The sequence below is a fragment of the Pseudomonas sp. NPDC090208 genome (assembly GCF_044746785.1).
Taxonomy (GTDB): domain Bacteria; phylum Pseudomonadota; class Gammaproteobacteria; order Pseudomonadales; family Pseudomonadaceae; genus Aquipseudomonas.
The window spans coordinates 129711-150848 of sequence record NZ_JBIVCU010000007.1 but is presented as its reverse complement, the minus strand read 5'-3'; the positions used below and the strand labels follow the sequence as shown (position 1 = coordinate 150848).

Here is a 21138-nt window from a genome sequence, read left to right as displayed (position 1 = left end):
TTCGTGATCCGAAAATTGTTTGTCCTGCTGGAAACCGCCGTGGTTCTGGCCGGGCTCTTGCTGGGTCTGGCCTGGTGGCAACAGACCTCGGCGCTGCAACAACCGTTGAACCTCACTCAGGAACAACTGCTCGATGTGCCGTCCGGCTCCTCGCCGACCGGTGTGCTCAATCGTCTGCAGGCCGATGGGGTGATCAAGGATGCGTTCTGGCTGCGCCTGTACTGGCGCTTCAATCTGGCCGGACAGTCGTTGCACAGCGGTGAATACCGCATGACCCCGGGGATGGATGCCAAGTCGCTGCTGGCCCTGTGGCAGAAAGGCGAAGTGGTGCAGTACAGCCTGACGCTGGTCGAGGGCTGGAACTTTCGCCAGGTTCGCGCCGCGCTGGCGAAACAGGCCAAGCTTGAGCAGACGCTGGGTAACCTCAGCGATGCCGACCTGATGGCGCGCATCGGCCATCCCAATGTGTTCCCGGAAGGGCGTTTTTTCCCCGACACCTATCGTTATGTGCGCGGCATGACCGATGCGGAACTGCTCAAGCAGGCCTACAACCGCCTCGACGAAGTGCTGCGTGAAGAGTGGGACAAGCGCGCTGCCGATGTACCTTACGTCGATCCCTATCAGGCGCTGATCATGGCGTCGCTGGTGGAGAAGGAAACCGGCGTGCCGCAGGAGCGCGGACAGATTGCCGGTGTGTTCGTGCGGCGCCTGCAACAGGGCATGTTGCTGCAGACCGACCCGACGGTGATCTATGGCCTCGGCGAGCGCTATAACGGCAAGATCACCCGGGCGTTCCTCAAGGAGCCCACGCCGTACAACACCTACGTCATCTCCGGTCTGCCACCGACGCCGATTGCCATGGTCGGCCGCGAGGCGATTCGCGCGGCGATGAACCCGGTGTCGGGCAGCAGCCTGTATTTCGTCGCGCGGGGTGACGGCAGTCATGTGTTTTCCGACGATCTGGACGCGCACAATGCCGCGGTGAAGGAATTCCAGCTCAAGCGCCGTGCCGACTATCGTTCGAGTCCGGCGCCCACCGTGCTGCCGACGCCGGGTGTCGACCCTGTGCCGACCGCCGAAAAACCGGCCACCGATGCGGCTCCGGCAGCGGAAACACCCGAACAACCGGCGCCCGAGCAAAAGCAGCCCGAGCCCTCGATCATCGAGCAGCCAGCGCCACCGACCGAAGCGAACGGTGAGACTGGCAAGGCCGAAAAGGGCGAACCGCGCCCGCAATGAATCTGAAAAAGGACAGCCTGTGACTGGTTTGTTTATCACCCTGGAAGGTCCGGAAGGTGCGGGCAAGAGCACCAATCGCGAATACCTGGCCGAGCGTCTGCGCGAGCAGGGTATCGACGTGGTGCTGACCCGCGAGCCCGGCGGTACGCCGCTGGCCGAGCGCATTCGTGAATTGCTGCTGGCGCCCAGTGACGAATCCATGGATGCCGATACCGAATTGCTGTTGGTGTTCGCCGCCCGTGCCCAGCATCTGGCCGGCGTGATTCGTCCGGCGCTGGCCCGTGGCGCCGTGGTGCTGTGCGATCGTTTTACCGATGCCACCTACGCCTACCAGGGCGGGGGGCGCGGCCTGTCGGTGGAGCGTATCGCGGCACTCGAACATTTCGTCCAGGGCGACTTGCGCCCCGATCTGACCCTGGTGTTCGACCTGCCAGTGGAAGTCGGTCTGGCCCGCGCCAGTGCCCGTGGCCGGCTGGATCGTTTCGAGCAGGAAGGGCGCGCATTCTTCGACGCCGTGCGCAGCACTTATCTGAATCGCGCTGCCGCTGCGCCAGAGCGTTACCGGCTGGTTGATGCAGCGTTGCCGCTGGCTGACGTGCAGGCATCGCTGGATGCGCTGCTGCCTGATCTGCTGAAACGACTGGCACCGCAACATGGCTGAAGCCTACCCGTGGCAGGACGCCCTCTGGCAGCAACTGGCCGGTCGCAGCCATCACGCCCACGCCTATTTGCTCCACGGTCCGGCCGGCATCGGCAAGCGTGCGCTGGCTGAGCGGCTGATGGCGTTGCTGCTGTGTCAGCAGCCTCAGGGCTTGCAGGCGTGCGGCCAGTGCAAATCCTGTTCGCTGCTCGCCGCCGGCAGTCACCCGGACAACTATGTGCTGGAGCCGGAAGAGGCGGACAAGGCAATCAAGGTCGATCAGGTGCGTGATCTGGTCAGCTTCGTGGTGCAGACCGCGCAGATGGGCGGGCGCAAAGTGGTGCTGATCGAGCCGGTCGAGTCGATGAACATCAACGCTGCCAACGCCTTGCTCAAGAGCCTGGAAGAGCCCTCCGGCGATACCGTTCTGCTGCTGGTCAGCCATCAGCCGAGCCGCTTGTTGCCGACCATCAAGAGCCGCTGCGTGCAGCAGGCCTGCCCGCTGCCCGGCGAAGCGATGAGTATTGCCTGGCTGGCCGGTGCCTTGCCCGAGTGCAGCGAAGAAGAGCGCCTTGAGCTGCTGACCCTGGCCGCCGGTTCGCCGCTGGCCGCCGTCAGCCTTCAGGCGCAAGGCGTGCGCGAACAGCGCGCGCTGGTGGTCGACGGCGTGAAAAAGCTGCTCAAGGGCCAGCAGTCGCCGACGCAACTGGCCGAGGGCTGGAAGGACATTCCACTGTTGTTGCTGTTCGACTGGTTCTGCGACTGGTCGAACCTGATCCTGCGCTATCAATTGACCGGGGATGAAAACGGCCTCGGGCTGGCCGACATGCGCAAGGTCGTGCAGTACCTGGCGCAGAAATCCGGTCAGGACAAGGTGCTGGCGATGCAGGACTGGGTGCTGCTGCAGCGACAGAAAGTGCTGTCGAAAGCGAACCTCAACCGGGTTTTATTGCTCGAAGCCTTGTTGGTGCAGTGGGCAGCGCTGACCGGACAGGGTTAGACTGGCCATCTGCATGACATCAGTACACTCCGAGGAAGTTGACATGAGCGTGCCACTAGGCCCGGGTCCGCGTAACGGCATTCTGTCTCTGACCATCAAGGACAAGTCTGTCCTGTACGCGGCCTACATGCCCTTCATCAAGAACGGCGGCCTGTTCATCCCCACCAGCAAGAGCTACAAGCTGGGTGACGAGGTGTTCATGCTGTTGAACCTGATGGACGAACCGGAAAAGATCCCGGTCGCCGGCAAAGTCACCTGGATCACTCCCAAAGGCGCGCAGGGTAACCGAGCCGCCGGCGTGGGCGTGCAGTTCAACGACGGTGACAACACCGCGCGCAACATGATTGAGAATTATCTGGCCGGAGCCCTGAAGTCCGACCGTCCGACCCACACGATGTAAGTTGAGTTGCTGCCGTCGCCATGCTTGTAGATTCACATTGCCACCTCGATAGACTCGATCTTGCCGCTCATGACGGCTCCCTTGATGCTGCCCTCGACGCCGCCCGCGCACGCGGTGTCGGCCATTTCCTGTGTATCGGTGTCAGCGCCGACAACGCCGGGGCGGTCAAGGCGCTGGCCGAGCGCTACGACGACGTCGACTGTTCGGTGGGCATCCATCCGCTGGACCTCAAGCCTGGCGAAGAGCCAGCCTTGCAGTGGCTGCTCGACGAACTGAACCACCCGCGTGTGGTGGCCATCGGCGAAACCGGTCTGGACTACCACTACGAGCCGGAAGCGGCCGAGTTGCAGCAGGCTTCGTTCCGTCTGCACTTGCAAGCAGCCAGCGTCACCGGCAAGCCGGTCATTGTTCATACCCGTGGTGCCCGCGCCGACACCCTGCAGTTGCTGCGTGAAGCGGCGTTGCCACAAGGCGGCGTGCTGCATTGCTTCACCGAAGACTGGGACATGGCCAAGGCGGCGCTGGACCTGGGCTTCTATATTTCCCTGTCGGGCATCGTGACCTTCCGCAATGCCGATGCCCTGCGTGATGTGGCGAGCAAAGTGCCGGCCGACCGCCTGCTGGTCGAGACCGATTCACCGTATCTGGCGCCGATCCCGTACCGGGGCAAGCCGAATCTGCCGCAGTACGTGCGTGAAGTGGCGGAGTTTCTGGCGATGCTGCGTGGCGAGAGCTACGAGCGCTTTGCCGAGCTGACCAGCGAAAACTTCAAGCGCCTGTTCCCGCTGGCTCGGGTCAAGGCGGCGTGAAACGCTGAATCGCAGGCAAAAAAAACCCGGGTTCTGGGGGGTGAATCCGGGTTAAGACCATTAGGAGTAAAACAAAGACACGCTATCCGTTGGTGCCTTTACCGACGCCGGCACTTGGGGGAGATGCCGCGTCGACGAATATAAGTATTGGTCAGAATCGGCGGGCGTCCAGCGCACGGCTGTACGTTTTTTAAACAGTTTTGGAATACCCAGTCTGCTGTTGATACCTCAATGAGTGGCGATCCGATGCACAATGGCCAGCGTCTCCTCGATCACCCGTGATTCTGTATAGAAATGCGGCGAAAAGCGGATACCTGGGCCCCTTGGCAGGCACACCACCTGGTGATGCATCAGTTGCTGCCAGACCTCATGATTGTCCCGACCATCAAGGCTGAAGGTCAGAATGCCCGAGCGTCGCGCAGTGTCCCGCGATGAATGCAGTTGGACGCCCTTGATCGCGCTCAAGCCGTCTTCCAGCCAGCCCACCCGTTCGATGACGGCATTTCCCACGTTGTCCATGCCGACTTCCTGCAGCAGTGACAGGCTGGCATCCAGCGCCATCGCGCCCAGCGTATTCGGGCTGCCGCATTCGAAGCGCAGGGCGCTGGCGGCCGGTTGCCAGTGATCACGGCCGTAATCGCCAGCGTGTTCGAGCATGTGCCAGCCGTATTCGTGCAGTTTCAGTTGCGGGCGCAGTTCGGCGCGGCAATAGAACACGCCAAGGCCTTCCGGGCTGCACATCCATTTGTGACCGTCGGCCATGGCGAAATCGCACTGGCTGGCCTGGACATCGAAGGGCAGGGCGCCGATGTGCTGGATGGCATCGATACAGAACAGCACGTTACGTTGCTTGCAGCCTTGGCCGAGACGCTGAATATCCAGGCGCAGGCCGGTGGAAAACTGCACTGAACTGATCGACAGCAGTCGCGTGCGCGGACCGCAGGCGGCGAGCAGGGCGCCCTCGGGGTCGCTGCCCTTGAGATTGACCTGAACCACCTGTACTCCCAGCGGCGCCAGCGCTTGCCAGACCACCCGGTTGGAGGGGAATTCTTCATCGCTGATGACGATTTCGTCGCCCTCGCGCCAGTCGAGGCCAAAAGCGACAAATGACAGGGCTTCCGAGGTGTTTTTGACCAGCGCAATGTCATCTGTCGACGGCGCGTTCAGCAATTGCGCCAGGCGTTCACGAAGGCGCTGCTCGGTCCGCATCCAGTCCGGATAGTCCCGCGCACCGCGTAGTACGTTCTCTTCAGCGAAGCGGCGCACTGCCGCCGCCGTGCGTTGCGGCCATGGGCCGACGGCTGCGTGGTTCAGATAGCGCAGGTCCGGTGCTTGGGCAAACTCGTCTTGAAACGTCGACATGGTCGGATGATCCGTGCATTTTGTAGCAAGTTAGGCATAATGTGCCGCTTCAATTTTGAACCCACAGCCTCTTCCTATGCAGAAAGAACCTCGTAAGGTCCGTGAGTTTCGGCGCCGTGAGCAAGAAATTCTCGATACCGCGTTAAAGCTGTTTCTCGAACAGGGTGAAGACAGTGTCACCGTCGAGATGATTGCTGATGCCGTGGGTATTGGCAAAGGCACGATCTACAAGCACTTCAAATCCAAGGCCGAGATCTACCTGCGCCTGATGCTCGACTATGAGCGCGATTTGAACGAGCTGCTGCACTCTGCCGATGTCGACAAGGACAAGGAAGCGTTGTCGCGCGCCTACTTCGAATTCCGCATGCGCGATCCGCAGCGCTATCGCCTGTTCGACCGCCTGGAAGAGAAAGTGGTCAAGGGCAATCAAGTGCCGGAGATGGTCGAGCAACTGCACAAGATCCGCGCCTCGAACTTCGAACACCTGACCTTGCTGATCAAGGGCCGTATCACCGAAGGCAAGCTCGAAGACGTGCCGCCGTATTTCCACTACTGCGCCGCCTGGGCGTTGGTGCATGGCGCGGTGGCGCTATACCACTCGCCGTTCTGGAGCAACGTGCTGGAAGACCAGGAAGGCTTCTTCCAGTTCCTGATGGACATCGGCGTGCGTATGGGCAACAAGCGCAAGCGCGATGCCGAGCCGGGCCACGATCTCAAGCCGGAAATCTCCGGAACCTGATCATGCGGCCGCCCTGTGGCGGGGCGGCCTGTCACGACTTTCTCCCCTATCCTGCGATGTGGCGCAAAAGCTGCATTACCCGGCCATTCGCCGGTTTTCCGTCGCCGGATTTTGGAGGAAATAATGCGTAGCCTGGTTTTACTGCTGGCGTTCATGGCGCTGAGTGGCTGCATGCACGTCAGCGAACTGGCGCAGGGGGCTCACGACGAGCTCAGCGATGCCGGTCTGCTGGATCACAGCACGACCCATCGCATCAACAACTTCCGCCTGCAGCCTGACTCCTTCATCTATATCGCGCAGGGCGCCTTCGCACCGCCCGGTGGTGCTTATCCGCGTCCCAACGTCGTGGCTGAAGAGGCGTTCAACGGCTTCGTCGAATACTTCCCGATGGTCCGTCGCGCCCGCGCCCCTGAAGGCTTGGACGAAGCGATGACCGAGGCCCGTGCCGCCGGCGCGCATTACCTGCTGTACACCCGCTTCGCCAAGGCCGACGACCGTATCGGCAACTTCGACGAATGGTCCGATCAGGAAGCCGTCGACCGCCTGGGCATCGACAGCGGCGTGATTCAGATGATGCTGATCGAAACCAATACCCGCTATCTCATCGATACGGCGCGCATTCGCAGCCGTGGCGGCTTGCTGACTCTGCACGACAACAAGCCCGAGGATTTGCTCGGCCCGCCAATGGAGGATTACGCTCGCAGTCTGTTGGGCTTTGATGCCCGCTGAGGAGTGGCGTATGAGTGGCCCGGGCAAAGCCAGCGATCTGTTGGCGCAACTTCCCAAAAGCGGCAAGGGTTTGCCGCCTGTGCACCTGTGGAATCCGGATTTCTGCGGTGATATCGACATGCGTATCGCCCGCGATGGCACCTGGTTCTATCTGGGTACCCCCATCGGGCGCAAACCCATGGTTCGACTGTTTTCCACCATCATTCGTCGCGATGGCGATGACTATTTCCTGATCACACCGGTCGAGAAAGTGGGAATCACTGTCGACGATGCGCCATTCGTGGCGGTGTTGCTGGAGGTCGAAGGCGAGGGTGAGGCGCAGGTGCTGCGTTTCACCACCAATGTCGACGATGTGGTGACAGCGGGAGCGGAGCATGCCCTGCGCGTGTCCATCGATCCGCAGACTCAGGAGCCTGCGCCTTATCTGCATGTGCGCAGCAATCTGGAGGCGCTGGTGCACCGCAACGTCTTCTATCAACTGGTCGAACTGGCCGTGGTCCGCGAACTCGACGGGCAACGCTGGCTGGGTGTCTGGAGCGATGGTGAGTTTTTCCCCATCGGTCTTGAGCCCTGATTCGATTGTTTGGCCGTTTTTGCCCGCTTGGGCTTGATTGCCTGGCTTTGATTGCTTGAGCCCGGCCTCGCGGTTAAAGTGCCGCCCCCCGATTTTTCTGAGGTTTTTTCCATGAGCCAGTCCTTTGATATCGCCGTGATCGGCGCCACCGGTACTGTCGGCGAAACCCTCGTCCAGATCCTTGAAGAGCGCGACTTCCCGATCGGCGAACTGCACCTGCTGGCCAGCGTGGAATCCGCTGGCAGTTCGCTGCCTTATCGTGGCAAGAACGTGCGTGTGCGTGAGGTCGACGCTTTCGACTTCAGCAAAGTGAAGATGGCATTTTTTGCCGCGGGTCCTGCCGTGAGCCGCAGCTTTGTCGCGCGGGCGACGGCAGCGGGCTGTGCGGTCATCGATCTGTCCGGCGGGCTGCCGGTGGAGCAGGTGCCGAATCTGGTGCCCGAGGTCAATGCCGATGTGCTGGGCCGCCAGTCCTGGCCGTATCAGGTGGCTTGCCCGAGCCCGAACGCGATTGCGCTGGCGTTGGTGCTGGCGCCGCTGCGCGGGCTGCTGGACATGCAGCGGATCACCGTCACGGCGTGCATGGCGGTGTCCAGTCAGGGTCGTGAAGGGGTCAACGAGCTGGCACGGCAGACGGCGGAATTGCTCAATGTTCGCCCGCTGGAACCACGGGTCTTCGACCGGCAGATGGCGTTCAATCTGCTCGCTCAGGTGGGCACGCCGGATGCCGACGGCCACGTGCCGCTGGAAAAACGTTTGTCCGCCGAGTTGCGCGAGTTGCTGTCGCTGCCTTTAATCAAGGTCGGCGTGAGCTGCATCCAGGTGCCGGTATTTTTTGGCGACAGCCTGACGGTGTCGGTGCAGGCCGCCGGGGGAGTGGATCTGGCTGCGGTCAATGCCGCGCTGGAATCCGCTGACGGTATCGAAGTGGTCGAGGCCGGGGATTATCCGACACCGGTCGGTGACGCTGTAGGACAGGACGTTGTCTACGTAGGACGTTTGCGTCAGGGGATAGACGACGCCTGTGAACTGAATTTCTGGCTGACGTCCGATAACGTGCGCAAAGGCGCGGCGTTGAACGCTGTGCAGGTCGCCGAGTTGTTGATAAAACATGTTGCGTAAAAGATACTTGCCAACAATTCAAAGAATCATTCTAGCTGCGGCGTGTCGAAACGCCCTACGCCCTAGCAGGCTCAATATTCTCGGTCGCCGGGGAAATTTTAAACAAGGGATGGGCTATGGTTCAGGTTCGTAAACTGGTGTTAGCAATCGCTGCGGCTTCGGCGCTGTCATCCGGAATGGCCCAGGCGCTCGGCCTCGGTGGTCTGACCGTCAAGTCGACCCTGAATCAACCGCTGCTGGCTGAAATCGAACTGACGCAAGTGCAGGATCTCAGTGCCGCGCAAGTGGTGCCGAGCCTGGCGACGTCTGCCGAGTTCGCCCAGGCCGGTGTTGGCCGCATGGCCATTCTCGACGACCTGACGTTCACCCCGGTGGTCAACCCCGGCGGCAAGAGTGTGCTGCGCATCACGTCGACCAAGCCGATTCGCGATCCCTACGTGAAATTCCTCGTCCAGGTGCTGTGGCCCAACGGCCGCGTCCTGCGCGAATACAGCCTGCTGCTCGATCCGCCGAAGTTCTCGCCTCAGGCGGCGGCTGCCGCTGCTGCGCAATTGCCGTCCACGGCACCGGCCACCGCGCCGGCTCAGGCGCCTCAAGCCCAGACGCCTGCACCGACCCCGGCACCTGCTCCGGCTCCAGCGCCGGCCAGTCAGCCGAAGTACACCGAATACACCACGGCCAACAATGACACGTTGTGGGAAATCGCTGAGCGCGTGCGCAACGGCGGCACCGTTCAGCAGACCATGCTGGCGATTCAGGCACTCAACCCGGATGCCTTCATTGCCGGCAACATCAACCGTCTGAAGAAAGGCCAGGTGCTGCGTCTGCCGTCGGCACAGGAAGTGTCGGCGACGCCACAGCCGCAAGCGGTTGCTCAGGTCGCCGAGCAGAATCGCGCCTGGCGTGAAGGCCGTCGCTTGCCGACCGGTTCGCGCCAGATCGACGCCACCCGTCGCGAGCGCGCAGGTGCTGCGCCGGCGCAGATTGATGCCAAGGACAACCTCAGCCTGGTGTCCGGCAGCAAGCAAGCCAACGGCAAGGGCGCGGCAGGCGACAGTGCCGATCTCGCCAACAAGCTCGCCGTGACTCAGGAAAACCTCGACAGCACTCGTCGTGACAACGAAGAACTGAAGAGCCGCATGACCGACCTGCAAAGCCAGGTCGACAAGCTGCAGCGCCTGATTCAGTTGAAGAATGATCAACTGGCGAAAATGCAGGCCGCCGGCGCCGCTGTGCCGCCAGTGGGCGATGCCAACGGTACGGTCAGCCCGAACAGCGCTGCGAACCCATCCATGCCTGCCGCGATCGTGCCGCCGCCGGCTGCGCCGGATTCGGCCGGCAAGCCGCCTAACGAAATCGCGCCGGAAGATGCCCTGCCGGTCGAGGGCGCCAAAGTCACCAGCGCCACGCCTGATCAGCCGCCGGTGGCAACACCGCCGGACGCCGCCGCCAATCCGGACAATCAGAGCGCGCTGGACAAGATTCTGGCCAGCCCTGTGTTGTTGGGGTTGATCGGTGGTGGTGCCTTGCTGGTGTTGCTGCTGCTTCTGTTGCTGCTGGCGCGCCGTCGCAACGCCATGCTGGAAGCTGAACGGCATCGGGAAATGGCTCGCGCGCTGTCGGAAGAGTCCGATTTCGCCGCCGACATGGACATGCCCGAAACCAGTTTCGAGGGTCTGGAGGTACCTCCGCCTGCGGTAAAGATGACACCGGCACCGGCCGCCGCCATTGAGCCGGTGCAGGAGCGTCCGGCCGACGTGCTGGTGCAGGCCGAGATCCATATCGCCTACGGCCGCAGCAATCAGGCTGCCGCGCTGCTGGAAGAAGCCATCAAGGAAGAGCCGCAACGCAGTGATCTGCGCCTCAAGCTGATGGAGATCTATGCTCAGCAGGACAACAAGGCAGGTTTTGTTGCTCAGGAGCGGCAACTGATTGCCACAGGCAAGAACCATGCGGAAGTCGAACAGCTGAAAACCCGTTATCCGGCCATGGCTGCTGCCGTGGCTGCGGCGGCGGGTGTGGCGACAGCCGCTGCGCTGGCAGCGGAGATGGACGCGAAATACGTCGAGGAGCTGCTCAGCGACAAGACGCCGGCTGAGCCTGCACCTGTGGTCGAGCCACCGGTGGTGACCGAGCCGGTGGCCGAGGCGCCTGTTCCGGATGATTTCGACAGTGCCTTCGACCTGAGCCTGGACGACCTCGAAGAGCCTGCACCGGCAGCTGCTGAGGTGAAAGAGCAGCAGAGCGAACCGCTGGCCGCTGCCGATTTCGATGACCTGGATCTGGACGCGCCGTTCGGTGGTTCGACCCCGGATGATCTGGACTTTGACGCTATCCTGCGCGAGCAGACCGATGCGCCGGTCACGGCATCGGACGATCTGGCCGACTTTGATCTGGACCTGTCCGAAGAGCCTGCGGCGCTGAAGGCTGAAGATGATCAACTGCTGGGCATGGCCGACGAGCTGCGCGACCTGCCGCCGTTCGATGATGCTGCCGATCTTGGCGCTGCGCCGCTTGCTGCTGGAGACGATCTGGAGCTGCCTGCCGACTTCGACCTGTCGCTGGCCGATGAAATCGAAACCGAGCAGGCGTCTCAGGCATTCGCCTCGGAAATCGAAGACGTCAACGCCGAGCTTGAGCGTTTGTCTCAGAGCCTGGAACAGCCACCGATGGCCAAGCCGTTCGAGAAAGACGCGGCGGCGTTTGGTGAGGATGACGCGCTGACGGCGTCTGCTGATGAGCCGGAGTTCGACTTCCTGTCGGGTACCGACGAAGCCGCGACCAAGTTGGATCTGGCCCGCGCCTACATCGAAATGGGCGACGCCGATGGCGCTCGCGACATTCTGGATGAGGTGGTGAACGAAGGTGACGACGGGCAGAAGACCGAAGCCCGCGAAATGCTCTCGCGTCTGGCCTGAGTCAGTTGCTGTATAGAAAACGACCGCTTCGGCGGTCGTTTTTGTTTTTGTGGCTCCAACATCTACAGGAGCGCGCTTACCCGCGATGGTGGTGGGTCAGACAAACCGTTTTCGCGACCCTCGTAACCTCGGATCCCTCCCACAAGGGGCCGTGCTGGCTCCGTGGATTGTGCTGCCATACAGAGATCCCGCAAACACCACAATCCCGTGGGAGGAAGCTCTGCTTTCGATAGCGTTGGGTCAGTCAAAATGTGTCTGACCCAGCGCCTTCGCCAGCAAGCCGGCTCCTACAGGTCAAGTGTTGCCCAAAAGTCTGGGTGAGCCCCGGTTTTCTGTGGGAGGGAGCTCTGCTTTCGATAGCGTCGAGCCGGTCAGTCAAAATGTGTCTGACCCAACGCCTTCGCCAGCAAGCCGGCTCCTGTGGGGCAAATGTTGCCCCCAAGTCTGAGTGAGCCCCGGTTTTCTGTGGGAGGGAGCTCTGCTCGCGATGGCGTTGGGACGGTCACCAAAAATGTGTCTGGCCCAATGCCTTCGCCAGCAAGCCGGCTCCTACAGGTCAAGTGTTGCCCACAAGTCTGAGTGAGCCCCGGTTTTCTGTGGGAGGGAGCTCTGCTCGCGATAGCGTTGGGGCGGTCACCAAAAATGTGTCTGGCCCAATGCTTTCGCCAGCAAGCCGGCTCCTACAGGTCAAGTGTTGCCCACAAGTCTGAGTGAGCCCCGGTTTTCTGTGGGAGGAGCTCTGCTCGCGATGGCGTTGAGCCGGTCACCATAAATGTGTCTGACCCAACGCCATCGCCAGCAAGCCGGCTCCTACAGGTCAAGTGTTGCCCACAAGTCTGAGTGAGCCTCGGTTTTCTGTGGGAGGGAGCTCTGCTCGCGATGGCGTTGAGCCGGTCACCAAAAATGTGTCTGGCCCAATGCCTTCGCCAGCAAGCCGGCTCCTACGGGGCAAGTGTTGCCCACAAGTCTGAGTGAGCCCCGGTTTTCTGTGGGAGGGAGCTCTGCTCGCGATGGCGTTGGGACGGTCACCAAAAATGTGTCTGGCCCAATGCTTTCGCCAGCAAGCCGGCTCCTGCGGGGCAAGTGTTGTTCACAGGTCTGAGTGAACCTCGGTCAACTGTGGGAGGGATCGGAGGTTACGACGGTCGCGAATGCATTCTTGCGGGTTACGCACATCTGACAGCAAAAGATGATCCTTGAGGAAAGAAGGGGCGCCGAATACTGCCAATGGCGTCTTTCCCCGCCATCCGTATAATGGCCGCCCTTGCGCAACATCGACAGGCTTTCAGCTCTTGGCAACGATAGATACCCAGGCCGAAACGGCACTCGCCGAAATGGCCGCCGAAGGTTTTTCCCGGATCGCTCTTGGCGTGGAATACAAAGGCTCGCGCTACAGCGGCTGGCAGCGGCAATCCACCGGGGTGCTGACGGTTCAGGAAACCCTGGAAAACGCCTTGTCGAAAGTGGCCGATTCGCCGGTTTCGCTGATGTGCGCCGGTCGTACCGATGCCGGTGTGCATGCCTGCGGTCAGGTGGTGCATTTCGACACTCAGGCCGAGCGCAGCATGAAAGCGTGGACCATGGGCGCCAATATCAACCTGCCCCATGACGTCAGCGTCACCTGGGCGCAAGTGATGCCGGCGCATTTTCACGCACGCTTCAAGGCCATCGCCCGTCGCTACCGCTATGTGATCTACAACGATCAGATCCGTCCCGCGCATCTGGGGCAGGAAATCACCTGGAACCATCGCCCGCTGGACGTCGAGCGTATGGCGCTGGCAGCGGAGTATCTGGTCGGTACCCACGATTTCAGCGCCTTCCGCGCCGGGCAGTGCCAGGCCAAGTCGCCGATCAAGCAGATCCATCACCTGCGGGTCACCCGGCACGGGAAGATGATCGTCATCGACATCCGCGCCAACGCCTTCCTTCACCATATGGTGCGTAACATCGCCGGGGTGCTGATGACCATCGGTGCCGGCGAGCGCCCCATCGAATGGGCCAGCGAAGTACTGGAAAGCCGGGTGCGGCGTACGGGCGGAGTCACCGCGCACCCGTTCGGTCTGTATCTGGTGCAGGTGGAATACCGTGACGAGTTCCCGTTGCCGGAGCGCTATATCGGGCCGCATTTTCTGACAGGTTTCGCGGATCTCGACGGCTGACGCCTGCAAAACCATTTGCTACCATCCGGGACTTTCGTCGCTCTTGAGGTTTTCCCTACATGTCAGCCGTTCGCAGCAAGATCTGCGGGATTACCCGCATAGAAGATGCGTTGGCCGCCGTCGATGCGGGAGCCGACGCCATCGGCTTCGTGTTTTACCCCAAGAGTCCGCGGGCCGTGACCATCGAGCAGGCCCAGGCCATCATTGCCGCGTTGCCGCCGTTCATCACCACGGTCGGCCTGTTCGTCAATGCCGAGCGTGAAGAGCTCAAGGCGCTGCTCGACGTCGTGCCGCTGGATCTCATCCAGTTCCATGGTGACGAAACTCCGGAGCAGTGCGAGGGCTATCACCGTCCGTATATCAAGGCGCTGCGCGTACAGGCCGGTGACGATATCGCCGCTGCGTGCGCGCTCTACGAAAAAGCCAGTGGCATTTTGCTGGATGCCTATGTCGCCGGAGTGCCGGGTGGTACCGGTGAAACTTTCGACTGGGCGCTGATTCCAAAACACCTGAACAAGCCGATCGTGCTGGCAGGTGGCCTGACCTCGGCTAACGTGTCCCAGGCCATCGCTCAGGTGCGTCCCTATGCTGTCGACGTCAGTGGTGGGGTAGAGAAGGCCAAGGGCATCAAGGATCACGACAAGATTCGCGCGTTCATGAGTGCCGTACACGGCGTATGACGGATTTTTCCGCAGGCTTGGTCAGTCGATGTGACGACAGACGGGCGGTCGCCGTCCACTAGCCTGTTGCCGCAGTTTGCGGGCAAACCAGATTGAATGGGCGAAGACACATGTACGTCTCGCCATCAGAAGTTGAGCGTAGTGATTGACGATCTGTCGATTCAGCAGGTCAGGCCAAGTGCCGATCGTTGCAGGACAGTTCGCAATACTGCACCTGAATTTAGTTAAAAGGGCTGCGCGTGGCATAAACCGCCATCGCGTTCGAGCCACCGGTACTGGAGAAAGAAAGCATGAGCAACTGGTTGGTAGACAAACTGATCCCTTCGATCATGCGTTCCGAGGTCAAGAAAAGCTCGGTACCTGAGGGCCTCTGGCACAAGTGTCCGTCTTGCGAGGCGGTGCTTTACCGTCCTGAGCTGGAAAAGACCCTTGATGTCTGTCCAAAGTGCAATCACCACATGCGTATCGGCGCCCGTGCGCGCCTGAACATCTTCCTCGACGCCGAAGGCCGTCAGGAGATCGGTGCCGATCTGGAGCCGGTCGACCGTCTGAAATTCCGCGACGGCAAGAAGTACAAGGATCGCCTGACCGCTGCGCAGAAGCAGACCGGCGAGAAAGACGCACTGGTATCCATGAGTGGCACCCTGTTGGGCATGCCGGTGGTATGCAGTGCCTTTGAATTTTCGTTCATGGGCGGTTCGATGGGTGCCATCGTCGGCGAGCGTTTCGTCCAGGCTGCCAACTACGCGCTGGAAAAGCGTTGCCCGATGATCTGCTTCTCGGCTTCCGGCGGTGCGCGCATGCAGGAAGCGCTGATCTCGCTGATGCAAATGGCCAAGACCTCGGCGGTGCTGGCGCGTCTGCGTGAAGAAGGCCTGCCGTTCATCTCCGTGCTGACCGACCCGGTCTACGGCGGTGTTTCCGCGAGTCTGGCGATGCTTGGCGACGTCATCGTCGGTGAGCCGAAAGCCCTGATCGGCTTCGCCGGTCCGCGCGTGATCGAACAGACCGTGCGGGAAAAGCTGCCGGAAGGCTTCCAGCGCAGCGAGTTCCTGCTGGAGCACGGCGCCATCGACATGATCATTCCTCGCGGTGAGCTGCGTCAGCGTCTGGGCAATCTGCTTGCGCAAATGATGGGCCTGCCGACACCGAAGTTCGTCGCGCCGAAGCTTGAGCCTATCGTCGTTCCACCGGCTCCGGCCAACGTATGACCACACGCTCGCTGGCCGAGTGGCTCGGCTATCTGGAGCAGTTGCACCCGTCCGCCATCGATATGGGTCTGGACCGTTCCCGCCAGGTCGCGCAGCAGCTCGGCCTGAGCCGGCCTGCGCCGCGCGTGATCACGGTCACCGGCACCAACGGCAAGGGTTCCACCTGTGCTTTCGTGGCATCGCTGCTGCAGGCGCAGGGGCTCAAGGTTGGTGTCTACAGTTCGCCGCACCTGGTGCGTTACAACGAGCGCGTCCAGTTGCAGGGCGTCGAGGCCACCGATGCGCAGTTGTGCGAAGCCTTTGAAGCGGTCGAGAAGGCGCGTGGCGACATTTCCCTGACCTATTTCGAGATGGGCACGCTGGCGGCATTCTGGCTGTTCGAGCAGGCGGCGCTGGACGCCGTGGTGCTGGAAGTCGGCCTGGGCGGACGTCTGGACGCGGTGAACCTGATCGATGCCGATATGGCGCTGGTCACCAGCATCGGCGTCGACCACGCCGAATGGCTGGGCAATACCCGCGAGTCGGTGGCGTTCGAGAAGGCCGGTATCTTCCGTGAGGGCCGTCCGGCACTGTGTGGTGATATCGATCCGCCGCAGCCATTGCTGGAGCGGGCGCAGGCGTTGAATTGTCCGCTGTCGTTGCGCGGTGCTGATTTCGATCTGGCCATCGCTGGCGATGGCTGGAACTGGTTCGGTACGGACAGCCAGGGGCGACGCGTCGAGCTGAACGGCTTGCCGTTGCTCGATCTGCCCATGCAGAACGCTGCGCTGGCTCTGCAGGCCTATCTGTTGCTGGGTTTGCCGTGGCAGGACGCATCGATTCGTTCGGCGCTGCTGGCGACCCGGGTCACCGGTCGTCTCGACCGGCGTACGTTCGAGTGGCAGGGCAAGCCGCTGCATATACTGCTGGATGTGGGGCACAACCCTCATGCTGCGACGTTCCTGGCTCAGCGCCTGAATCAGCGCCCGGTGGCCGGCAAGCGTCTGGCGGTGTTCGGTCTGCTCAATGACAAGGACCTGCCGGGTGTGTTGGGCGAGTTGAACGGTTGCTTCTCCGCCTGGGCGGTGGCGCCATTGCCGACGCCGCGCAGTCGCTCCGCCGAGGAAATTGCCGAGGCGCTGCAGAACCTTGGTGCAACTGTGGCGTCGTATTCCAGCGTTGCACGGGCCCTTGAGGCGCAGTGCGAAGTTGCGACAGCGGACGACGAAATTGTGCTGTTCGGCTCTTTTTATTGCGTTGCCGAGGCCCTGGATTGGCTTGCGGACGCGTCACGGAGGAAGTGACACATGGCTTTGCTGGATAAGGCGTACAAACAACGCATGGTCGGCGCTCTGGTGCTGGTTGCCATCGCGGTGATTTTCCTGCCGATGCTGTTCACCCGGCAGGATGAAGTGCGCCATGTGCAGGTCGAAGCGCCTGTCGCCCCGCAGGCGCCGGCGGTGCAACCGGTGAAGGTCGAGCCGGTCGCGGTGCCCGAGCAGCAAGCGCTGCCGCAGGAGCCGGTGCCGAGCGACCAGGATCTGGCGCAAAACGCCCGCCCTGCTGCGAGCCAGCCGCCGGCCATGCCGATTGCTCCAGCGCCGTCCAAGCCGGCACCCGCTGCGCCTGTGGCGAAAACCACCCCAGTGCCTGTTCCGGCCAAGCCAGCGCCTGCCACTGCGCCAGTCCCGGCACCGGCCGCGCCGGCAGCCGAGCCAGGTCGGGTCGATGCCAACGGGCTTTCGGTGACCTGGGCGGTGCAACTGGCCAGCCTGTCCAACCGGGCCAACGCCGACAACCTGCAGAAAACCCTGCGCACCCAGGGCTACAACGCCTATATCCGTACGTCGGACGGCGTCAACCGGGTGTTCGTCGGTCCGGTCATCGAGCGCGCCGAGGCCGACCGCCTGCGCGATCAGCTGGACAAGCAGCAGAAGCTCAAGGGTATCGTCGTGCGTTTCCAGCCGGAGCGTAAGTAGGTCGAGCGACCCTCATCCTGTGGGAGCCGGCTTGCTGGCGAATGCGTCACGTCAGGTACATCCCTTTGCCTGACACGATGCATTCGCCAGCAAGCCGGCTCCCACGGCCTTCAGCCAGAAACAGATTCTCACAGTGCCCGGCCCTGGCAAAGTCCAATAGTTCGCCTTTATCGGTGACCACCCTCAATCGCCGCTTACCGCCGGGCGAGCGCTCTGCTAAAATGCGCCGCCTTATCCGTCTGCAGGCTTCAACGTGGCATTTACTCCGGTTGACTGGGCAATCATCGCGATTGTCGCCATCTCCGCTTTGATCAGTCTCAAGCGCGGCTTCGTCAAGGAAGCGCTGTCCTTGCTGACCTGGATCATCGCAGGTGCGGTTGCCTGGATGTTTGGCGGTTCGCTTTCGCAGTATCTGGTCAATTACATCGAAACACCGTCGGCGCGAGTCATTGCGGGCTGCAGCATTCTTTTCGTCGCCACGCTGCTGGTCGGCGCCATGGTCAACTTTCTGATCGGAGAACTGATTCGCGTCACCGGCCTTTCCGGGACCGATCGTTTTCTGGGCATGGTCTTCGGCGCAGCGCGTGGTGGCCTGCTGGTGGTCGTCGCGGCCGGGCTGCTGAGCCTGGGCCCGGTACAACAGGATCAATGGTGGCAGCAGTCCAGACTCCTGCCACAATTTGTCATGGTCGCTGACTGGTCGAAAAACCTGATTCTCGGGACGTCCAGCAAGTGGCTAGCCAGCGGAGTCACCGCACCGGTTGACATTCCGTTCAAGGATCATCTCCTGCCGTCGGTAACGCCGCAGGATGTGCTCGGTAAATCCAGTTCCACTAAGTAGGGGTTGTGTCGCATGTGTGGCATCGTCGGTATCGTCGGCAAGTCGAACGTCAATCAGGCGCTGTATGACGCGCTCACCGTCCTCCAGCACCGCGGCCAGGACGCTGCCGGTATCGTGACCAGCCATGATGGCCGGTTGTTCCTGCGCAAGGACAACGGTCTGGTCCGTGACGTCTTCCAGCAGCGCCATATGCAGCGCCTGGTCGGTCACATGGGCATCGGTCACGTACGTTATCCAACAGCGGGCAGCTCGACTTCGGCCGAAGCCCAGCCGTTCTACGTCAACTCGCCGTACGGCATCACTTTGGCGCACAACGGCAACCTGACCAACGTCGAGCAACTGGCCAAGGAGATTTACGAATCCGACCTGCGCCACGTCAACACCAGCTCCGACTCGGAAGTGCTGCTCAACGTGTTCGCCCACGAGCTGGCCGTGCGCGGCAAGCTGCAGCCGACCGAAGAAGACATCTTCGCGGCCGTGACCGACGTGCATAACCGCTGCCGTGGTGGCTATGCGGTGGTGGCGATGATCACTGGCTACGGCATCGTCGGTTTCCGTGACCCGGATGCCATCCGTCCGATCGTTTTCGGCCAGCGTCATACCGACGAAGGCGTCGAGTACATGATCGCTTCGGAAAGCGTGTCGCTGGACGTGCTCGGTTTCACCCTGATCCGCGACCTGGCGCCGGGCGAAGCGGTGTACATCACCGAAGACGGCAAGCTGCACACCCGTCAGTGCGCGACCAACCCGAAATACTCACCGTGCATCTTCGAACACGTCTATCTGGCACGTCCTGACTCGATCATCGACGGCATCTCGGTCTACAAGGCGCGTCTGCGCATGGGCGAGAAGCTGGCCGACAAGATCCTGCGCGAACGTCCGGAACACGACATCGACGTGGTCATCCCGATTCCCGACACCAGCCGCACTGCCGCGCTGGAACTGGCGAACCACCTGGGCGTCAAGTTCCGCGAAGGCTTCGTCAAGAACCGTTACATCGGCCGCACCTTCATCATGCCGGGCCAGGCTGCACGGAAAAAATCCGTACGCCAGAAGCTCAACGCCATCGAGCTGGAATTCCGCGGCAAGAACGTGATGCTGGTGGACGACTCCATCGTCCGCGGTACCACCTGCAAGCAGATCATCCAGATGGCCCGCGAAGCCGGCGCCAAGAACGTGTATTTCTGCTCCGCAGCCCCGGCTGTACGCTTCCCCAACGTCTACGGCATCGACATGCCGAGTGCCCACGAGCTGATCGCTCACAACCGTTCCACCCAGGACGTGGCCGACCTCATCGGTGCCGACTGGCTGGTCTATCAGGATCTGAACGACCTGATCGAGGCGGTGAGTGGCAGCAAAAAGATCAAGATCGACAGCTTCGATTGCTCGGTCTTCGACGGCAAGTATGTGACCGGTGACATCGACGAGCATTACCTGAACAAGATCGAGCAGGCGCGCAACGACGCCTCCAAGGTCAAGAATCAGGCGGTCAGCGCGATCATCGATCTGTACAACAACTAATTCAGACAAGGAGTAGGCGGCATGACTCAGCAATGGGATGCCGGTCGACTGGACAGCGATCTCGACGGCGTGGGTTTCGACACCCTCGCCGTGCGCGCCGGTCAGCACCGCACGCCGGAGAGCGAGCACAGCGATCCACTGTTTTTCACCTCCAGCTATGTGTTCCGCACGGCTGCCGATGCCGCTGCGACGTTTGCCGGTGAGCAGCCGGGTAACGTCTATTCGCGTTACACCAACCCGACCGTGCATTCGTTCGAAGAGCGTATCGCGGCGCTGGAAGGTGGTGAGCAGGCGGTGGCAACGTCCACCGGCATGTCGGCGATTCTCGCCACTGTGATGAGCCTGTGCAGTGCCGGCGACCACGTGCTGGTGTCCAAGAGCGTGTTCGGTTCGACCATCAGCCTGTTCGAGAAGTACTTCAAGCGTTTTGGCGTGCAGGTCGACTACGTGGCGCTGGCCGAGCTGTCTGGCTGGGACGCTGCAATCAAGCCGAACACCAAATTGCTGTTCGTCGAGTCGCCGTCCAACCCGCTGGCCGAACTGGTCGATATCGCCGCACTGGCGGAAATTGCCCACGCCAAGGGCGCGATGCTGGTGGTCGACAACTGCTTCTGCACTCCCGCGCTGCAACAGCCGTTGCGCATGGGCGCAGACGTGGTCGTGCATTCGGCGACCAAGTTCATCGACGGCCAGGGCCGTGCCATGGGTGGTGTCGTCGTCGGTCGCAGCGAGCAGATGAAGGAAGTCGTCGGCTTCCTGCGCACGGCGGGTCCGAGCCTGAGTCCGTTCAACGCCTGGCTGTTCCTCAAAGGCCTGGAAACCCTGAACATCCGCATGCGCGCCCACTGCGAAAACGCTCTTGAACTGGCGCAGTGGCTGGAGCAGCAGGATGGCATCGAGAAGGTGCATTACGCCGGTCTGCAAAGCCATCCGCAGCATGAGCTGGCCAAGCGTCAGCAGAAGGCCTTCGGTGCGGTCGTGAGCTTTGAGGTCAAGGGCGGCAAAGAGGGCGCATGGCGCTTCATCGATGCCACTCGCCTGATCTCGATCACCGCCAACCTGGGCGACACCAAGACCACCATCACCCATCCGGGCACCACGTCTCACGGCCGTCTGTCGCCGCAGGAACGTGAAGCCGCGGGCATTCGCGACAGTCTGATCCGGATTGCCGTGGGCCTGGAAGACGTTGCCGACCTCAAGGCTGATCTGGCGCGTGGCCTGGCTGCGTTGTGAGTA

General features: G+C 61.8%; 18 protein-coding genes and 1 pseudogene. 18 read left to right on the top strand and 1 reads right to left on the bottom strand.

All coding sequences use genetic code 11. The features are described 5' to 3' along the window. Positions 1–3 precede the first annotated feature (3 nt). From mltG to ACIPL0_RS14045, 5 genes are read left to right on the top strand one after another with little or no spacing between them, the layout of a single operon-like run. Positions 4–1239, top strand: coding sequence for an endolytic transglycosylase MltG (mltG, locus tag ACIPL0_RS14065; RefSeq protein WP_400597281.1), 1236 nt, complete (start codon positions 4–6; stop codon positions 1237–1239). A 19-nt stretch (positions 1240–1258) separates the two neighbouring features. Next, positions 1259–1900: a dTMP kinase gene (gene tmk, locus ACIPL0_RS14060; RefSeq protein ID WP_400597282.1), complete on the top strand. Its 642-nt coding sequence runs from the start codon at positions 1259–1261 to the stop codon at positions 1898–1900. Then, positions 1893–2879 carry a DNA polymerase III subunit delta' gene (locus ACIPL0_RS14055; protein WP_400597283.1) on the top strand — a complete coding sequence of 329 codons (987 nt, stop codon included), beginning with the start codon at positions 1893–1895 and terminating at the stop codon, positions 2877–2879. Before tmk ends, ACIPL0_RS14055 begins: the two co-directional genes overlap by 8 nt. Before the next feature lie 43 nt (positions 2880–2922). Then, the gene (locus ACIPL0_RS14050) at positions 2923–3279 is read left to right on the top strand and encodes a PilZ domain-containing protein (protein ID WP_108237127.1); all 357 of its coding nucleotides are present in this window, start codon (positions 2923–2925) and stop codon (positions 3277–3279) included. A gap of 20 nt (positions 3280–3299) precedes the next feature. After that, positions 3300–4088 carry a TatD family hydrolase gene (locus ACIPL0_RS14045; protein WP_400597284.1) on the top strand — a complete coding sequence of 263 codons (789 nt, stop codon included), beginning with the start codon at positions 3300–3302 and terminating at the stop codon, positions 4086–4088. A gap of 228 nt (positions 4089–4316) precedes the next feature. Here ACIPL0_RS14045 and ACIPL0_RS14040 read toward each other — a convergent pair whose 3' ends face one another. Next, entirely contained in the window at positions 4317–5450 is a 1134-nt protein-coding gene (locus ACIPL0_RS14040; RefSeq protein ID WP_400597285.1) for an aminotransferase class V-fold PLP-dependent enzyme, read from the bottom strand. Between the two features lie 76 nt (positions 5451–5526). Here ACIPL0_RS14040 and ACIPL0_RS14035 point away from each other — a divergent pair, with 76 nt between their 5' ends. The 13 genes and pseudogenes from ACIPL0_RS14035 (at position 5527) to ACIPL0_RS13975 (ending at position 21135) form a co-directional block, all read left to right on the top strand. Next, a complete protein-coding gene (locus ACIPL0_RS14035; RefSeq protein WP_400597286.1) occupies positions 5527–6189 on the top strand; it encodes a TetR/AcrR family transcriptional regulator in 663 nt (220 codons plus the stop codon). Positions 6190–6312: 123 nt separating this feature from the next. Continuing rightward, a complete protein-coding gene (locus ACIPL0_RS14030; RefSeq protein WP_400597287.1) occupies positions 6313–6918 on the top strand; it encodes a DUF4823 domain-containing protein in 606 nt (201 codons plus the stop codon). A gap of 10 nt (positions 6919–6928) precedes the next feature. Then, entirely contained in the window at positions 6929–7492 is a 564-nt protein-coding gene (locus ACIPL0_RS14025) for a DUF1285 domain-containing protein (RefSeq protein WP_400597289.1), read from the top strand. 111 nt (positions 7493–7603) lie between these two features. Next, complete coding sequence (locus tag ACIPL0_RS14020) at positions 7604–8614, top strand: aspartate-semialdehyde dehydrogenase (protein WP_400597290.1); 1011 nt, start codon at positions 7604–7606, stop codon at positions 8612–8614. 116 nt (positions 8615–8730) lie between these two features. Beyond that, the gene (locus tag ACIPL0_RS14015; RefSeq protein WP_400597291.1) at positions 8731–11532 is read left to right on the top strand and encodes a FimV/HubP family polar landmark protein; all 2802 of its coding nucleotides are present in this window, start codon (positions 8731–8733) and stop codon (positions 11530–11532) included. 1334 nt (positions 11533–12866) lie between these two features. Next, positions 12867–13691: a tRNA pseudouridine(38-40) synthase TruA gene (truA, locus tag ACIPL0_RS14010; RefSeq protein WP_400597416.1), complete on the top strand. Its 825-nt coding sequence runs from the start codon at positions 12867–12869 to the stop codon at positions 13689–13691. Between the two features lie 59 nt (positions 13692–13750). Continuing rightward, positions 13751–14371 carry a phosphoribosylanthranilate isomerase gene (locus ACIPL0_RS14005; protein ID WP_400597292.1) on the top strand — a complete coding sequence of 207 codons (621 nt, stop codon included), beginning with the start codon at positions 13751–13753 and terminating at the stop codon, positions 14369–14371. A 290-nt stretch (positions 14372–14661) separates the two neighbouring features. After that, the gene (gene accD, locus ACIPL0_RS14000; protein WP_400597293.1) at positions 14662–15582 is read left to right on the top strand and encodes an acetyl-CoA carboxylase, carboxyltransferase subunit beta; all 921 of its coding nucleotides are present in this window, start codon (positions 14662–14664) and stop codon (positions 15580–15582) included. Then, positions 15579–16885 (top strand): annotated as a pseudogene (folC, locus tag ACIPL0_RS13995) (bifunctional tetrahydrofolate synthase/dihydrofolate synthase). Before accD ends, folC begins: the two are co-directional and overlap by 4 nt. Further along, positions 16869–17540, top strand: a complete 672-nt coding sequence (locus ACIPL0_RS13990; RefSeq protein ID WP_400597294.1) for an SPOR domain-containing protein — start codon at positions 16869–16871, stop codon at positions 17538–17540. The pseudogene folC and the gene ACIPL0_RS13990 overlap by 17 nt, the downstream one beginning before the upstream one ends. Positions 17541–17793: 253 nt before the next feature. Further along, positions 17794–18381, top strand: a complete 588-nt coding sequence (locus tag ACIPL0_RS13985) for a CvpA family protein (protein WP_400597295.1) — start codon at positions 17794–17796, stop codon at positions 18379–18381. Positions 18382–18393: 12 nt separating this feature from the next. Next, complete coding sequence (purF, locus tag ACIPL0_RS13980) at positions 18394–19902, top strand: amidophosphoribosyltransferase (RefSeq protein ID WP_400597297.1); 1509 nt, start codon at positions 18394–18396, stop codon at positions 19900–19902. A gap of 21 nt (positions 19903–19923) precedes the next feature. Further along, positions 19924–21135 carry an O-succinylhomoserine sulfhydrylase gene (locus ACIPL0_RS13975; RefSeq protein ID WP_400597299.1) on the top strand — a complete coding sequence of 404 codons (1212 nt, stop codon included), beginning with the start codon at positions 19924–19926 and terminating at the stop codon, positions 21133–21135. The last annotated feature ends 3 nt before the right edge of the window (positions 21136–21138 follow it).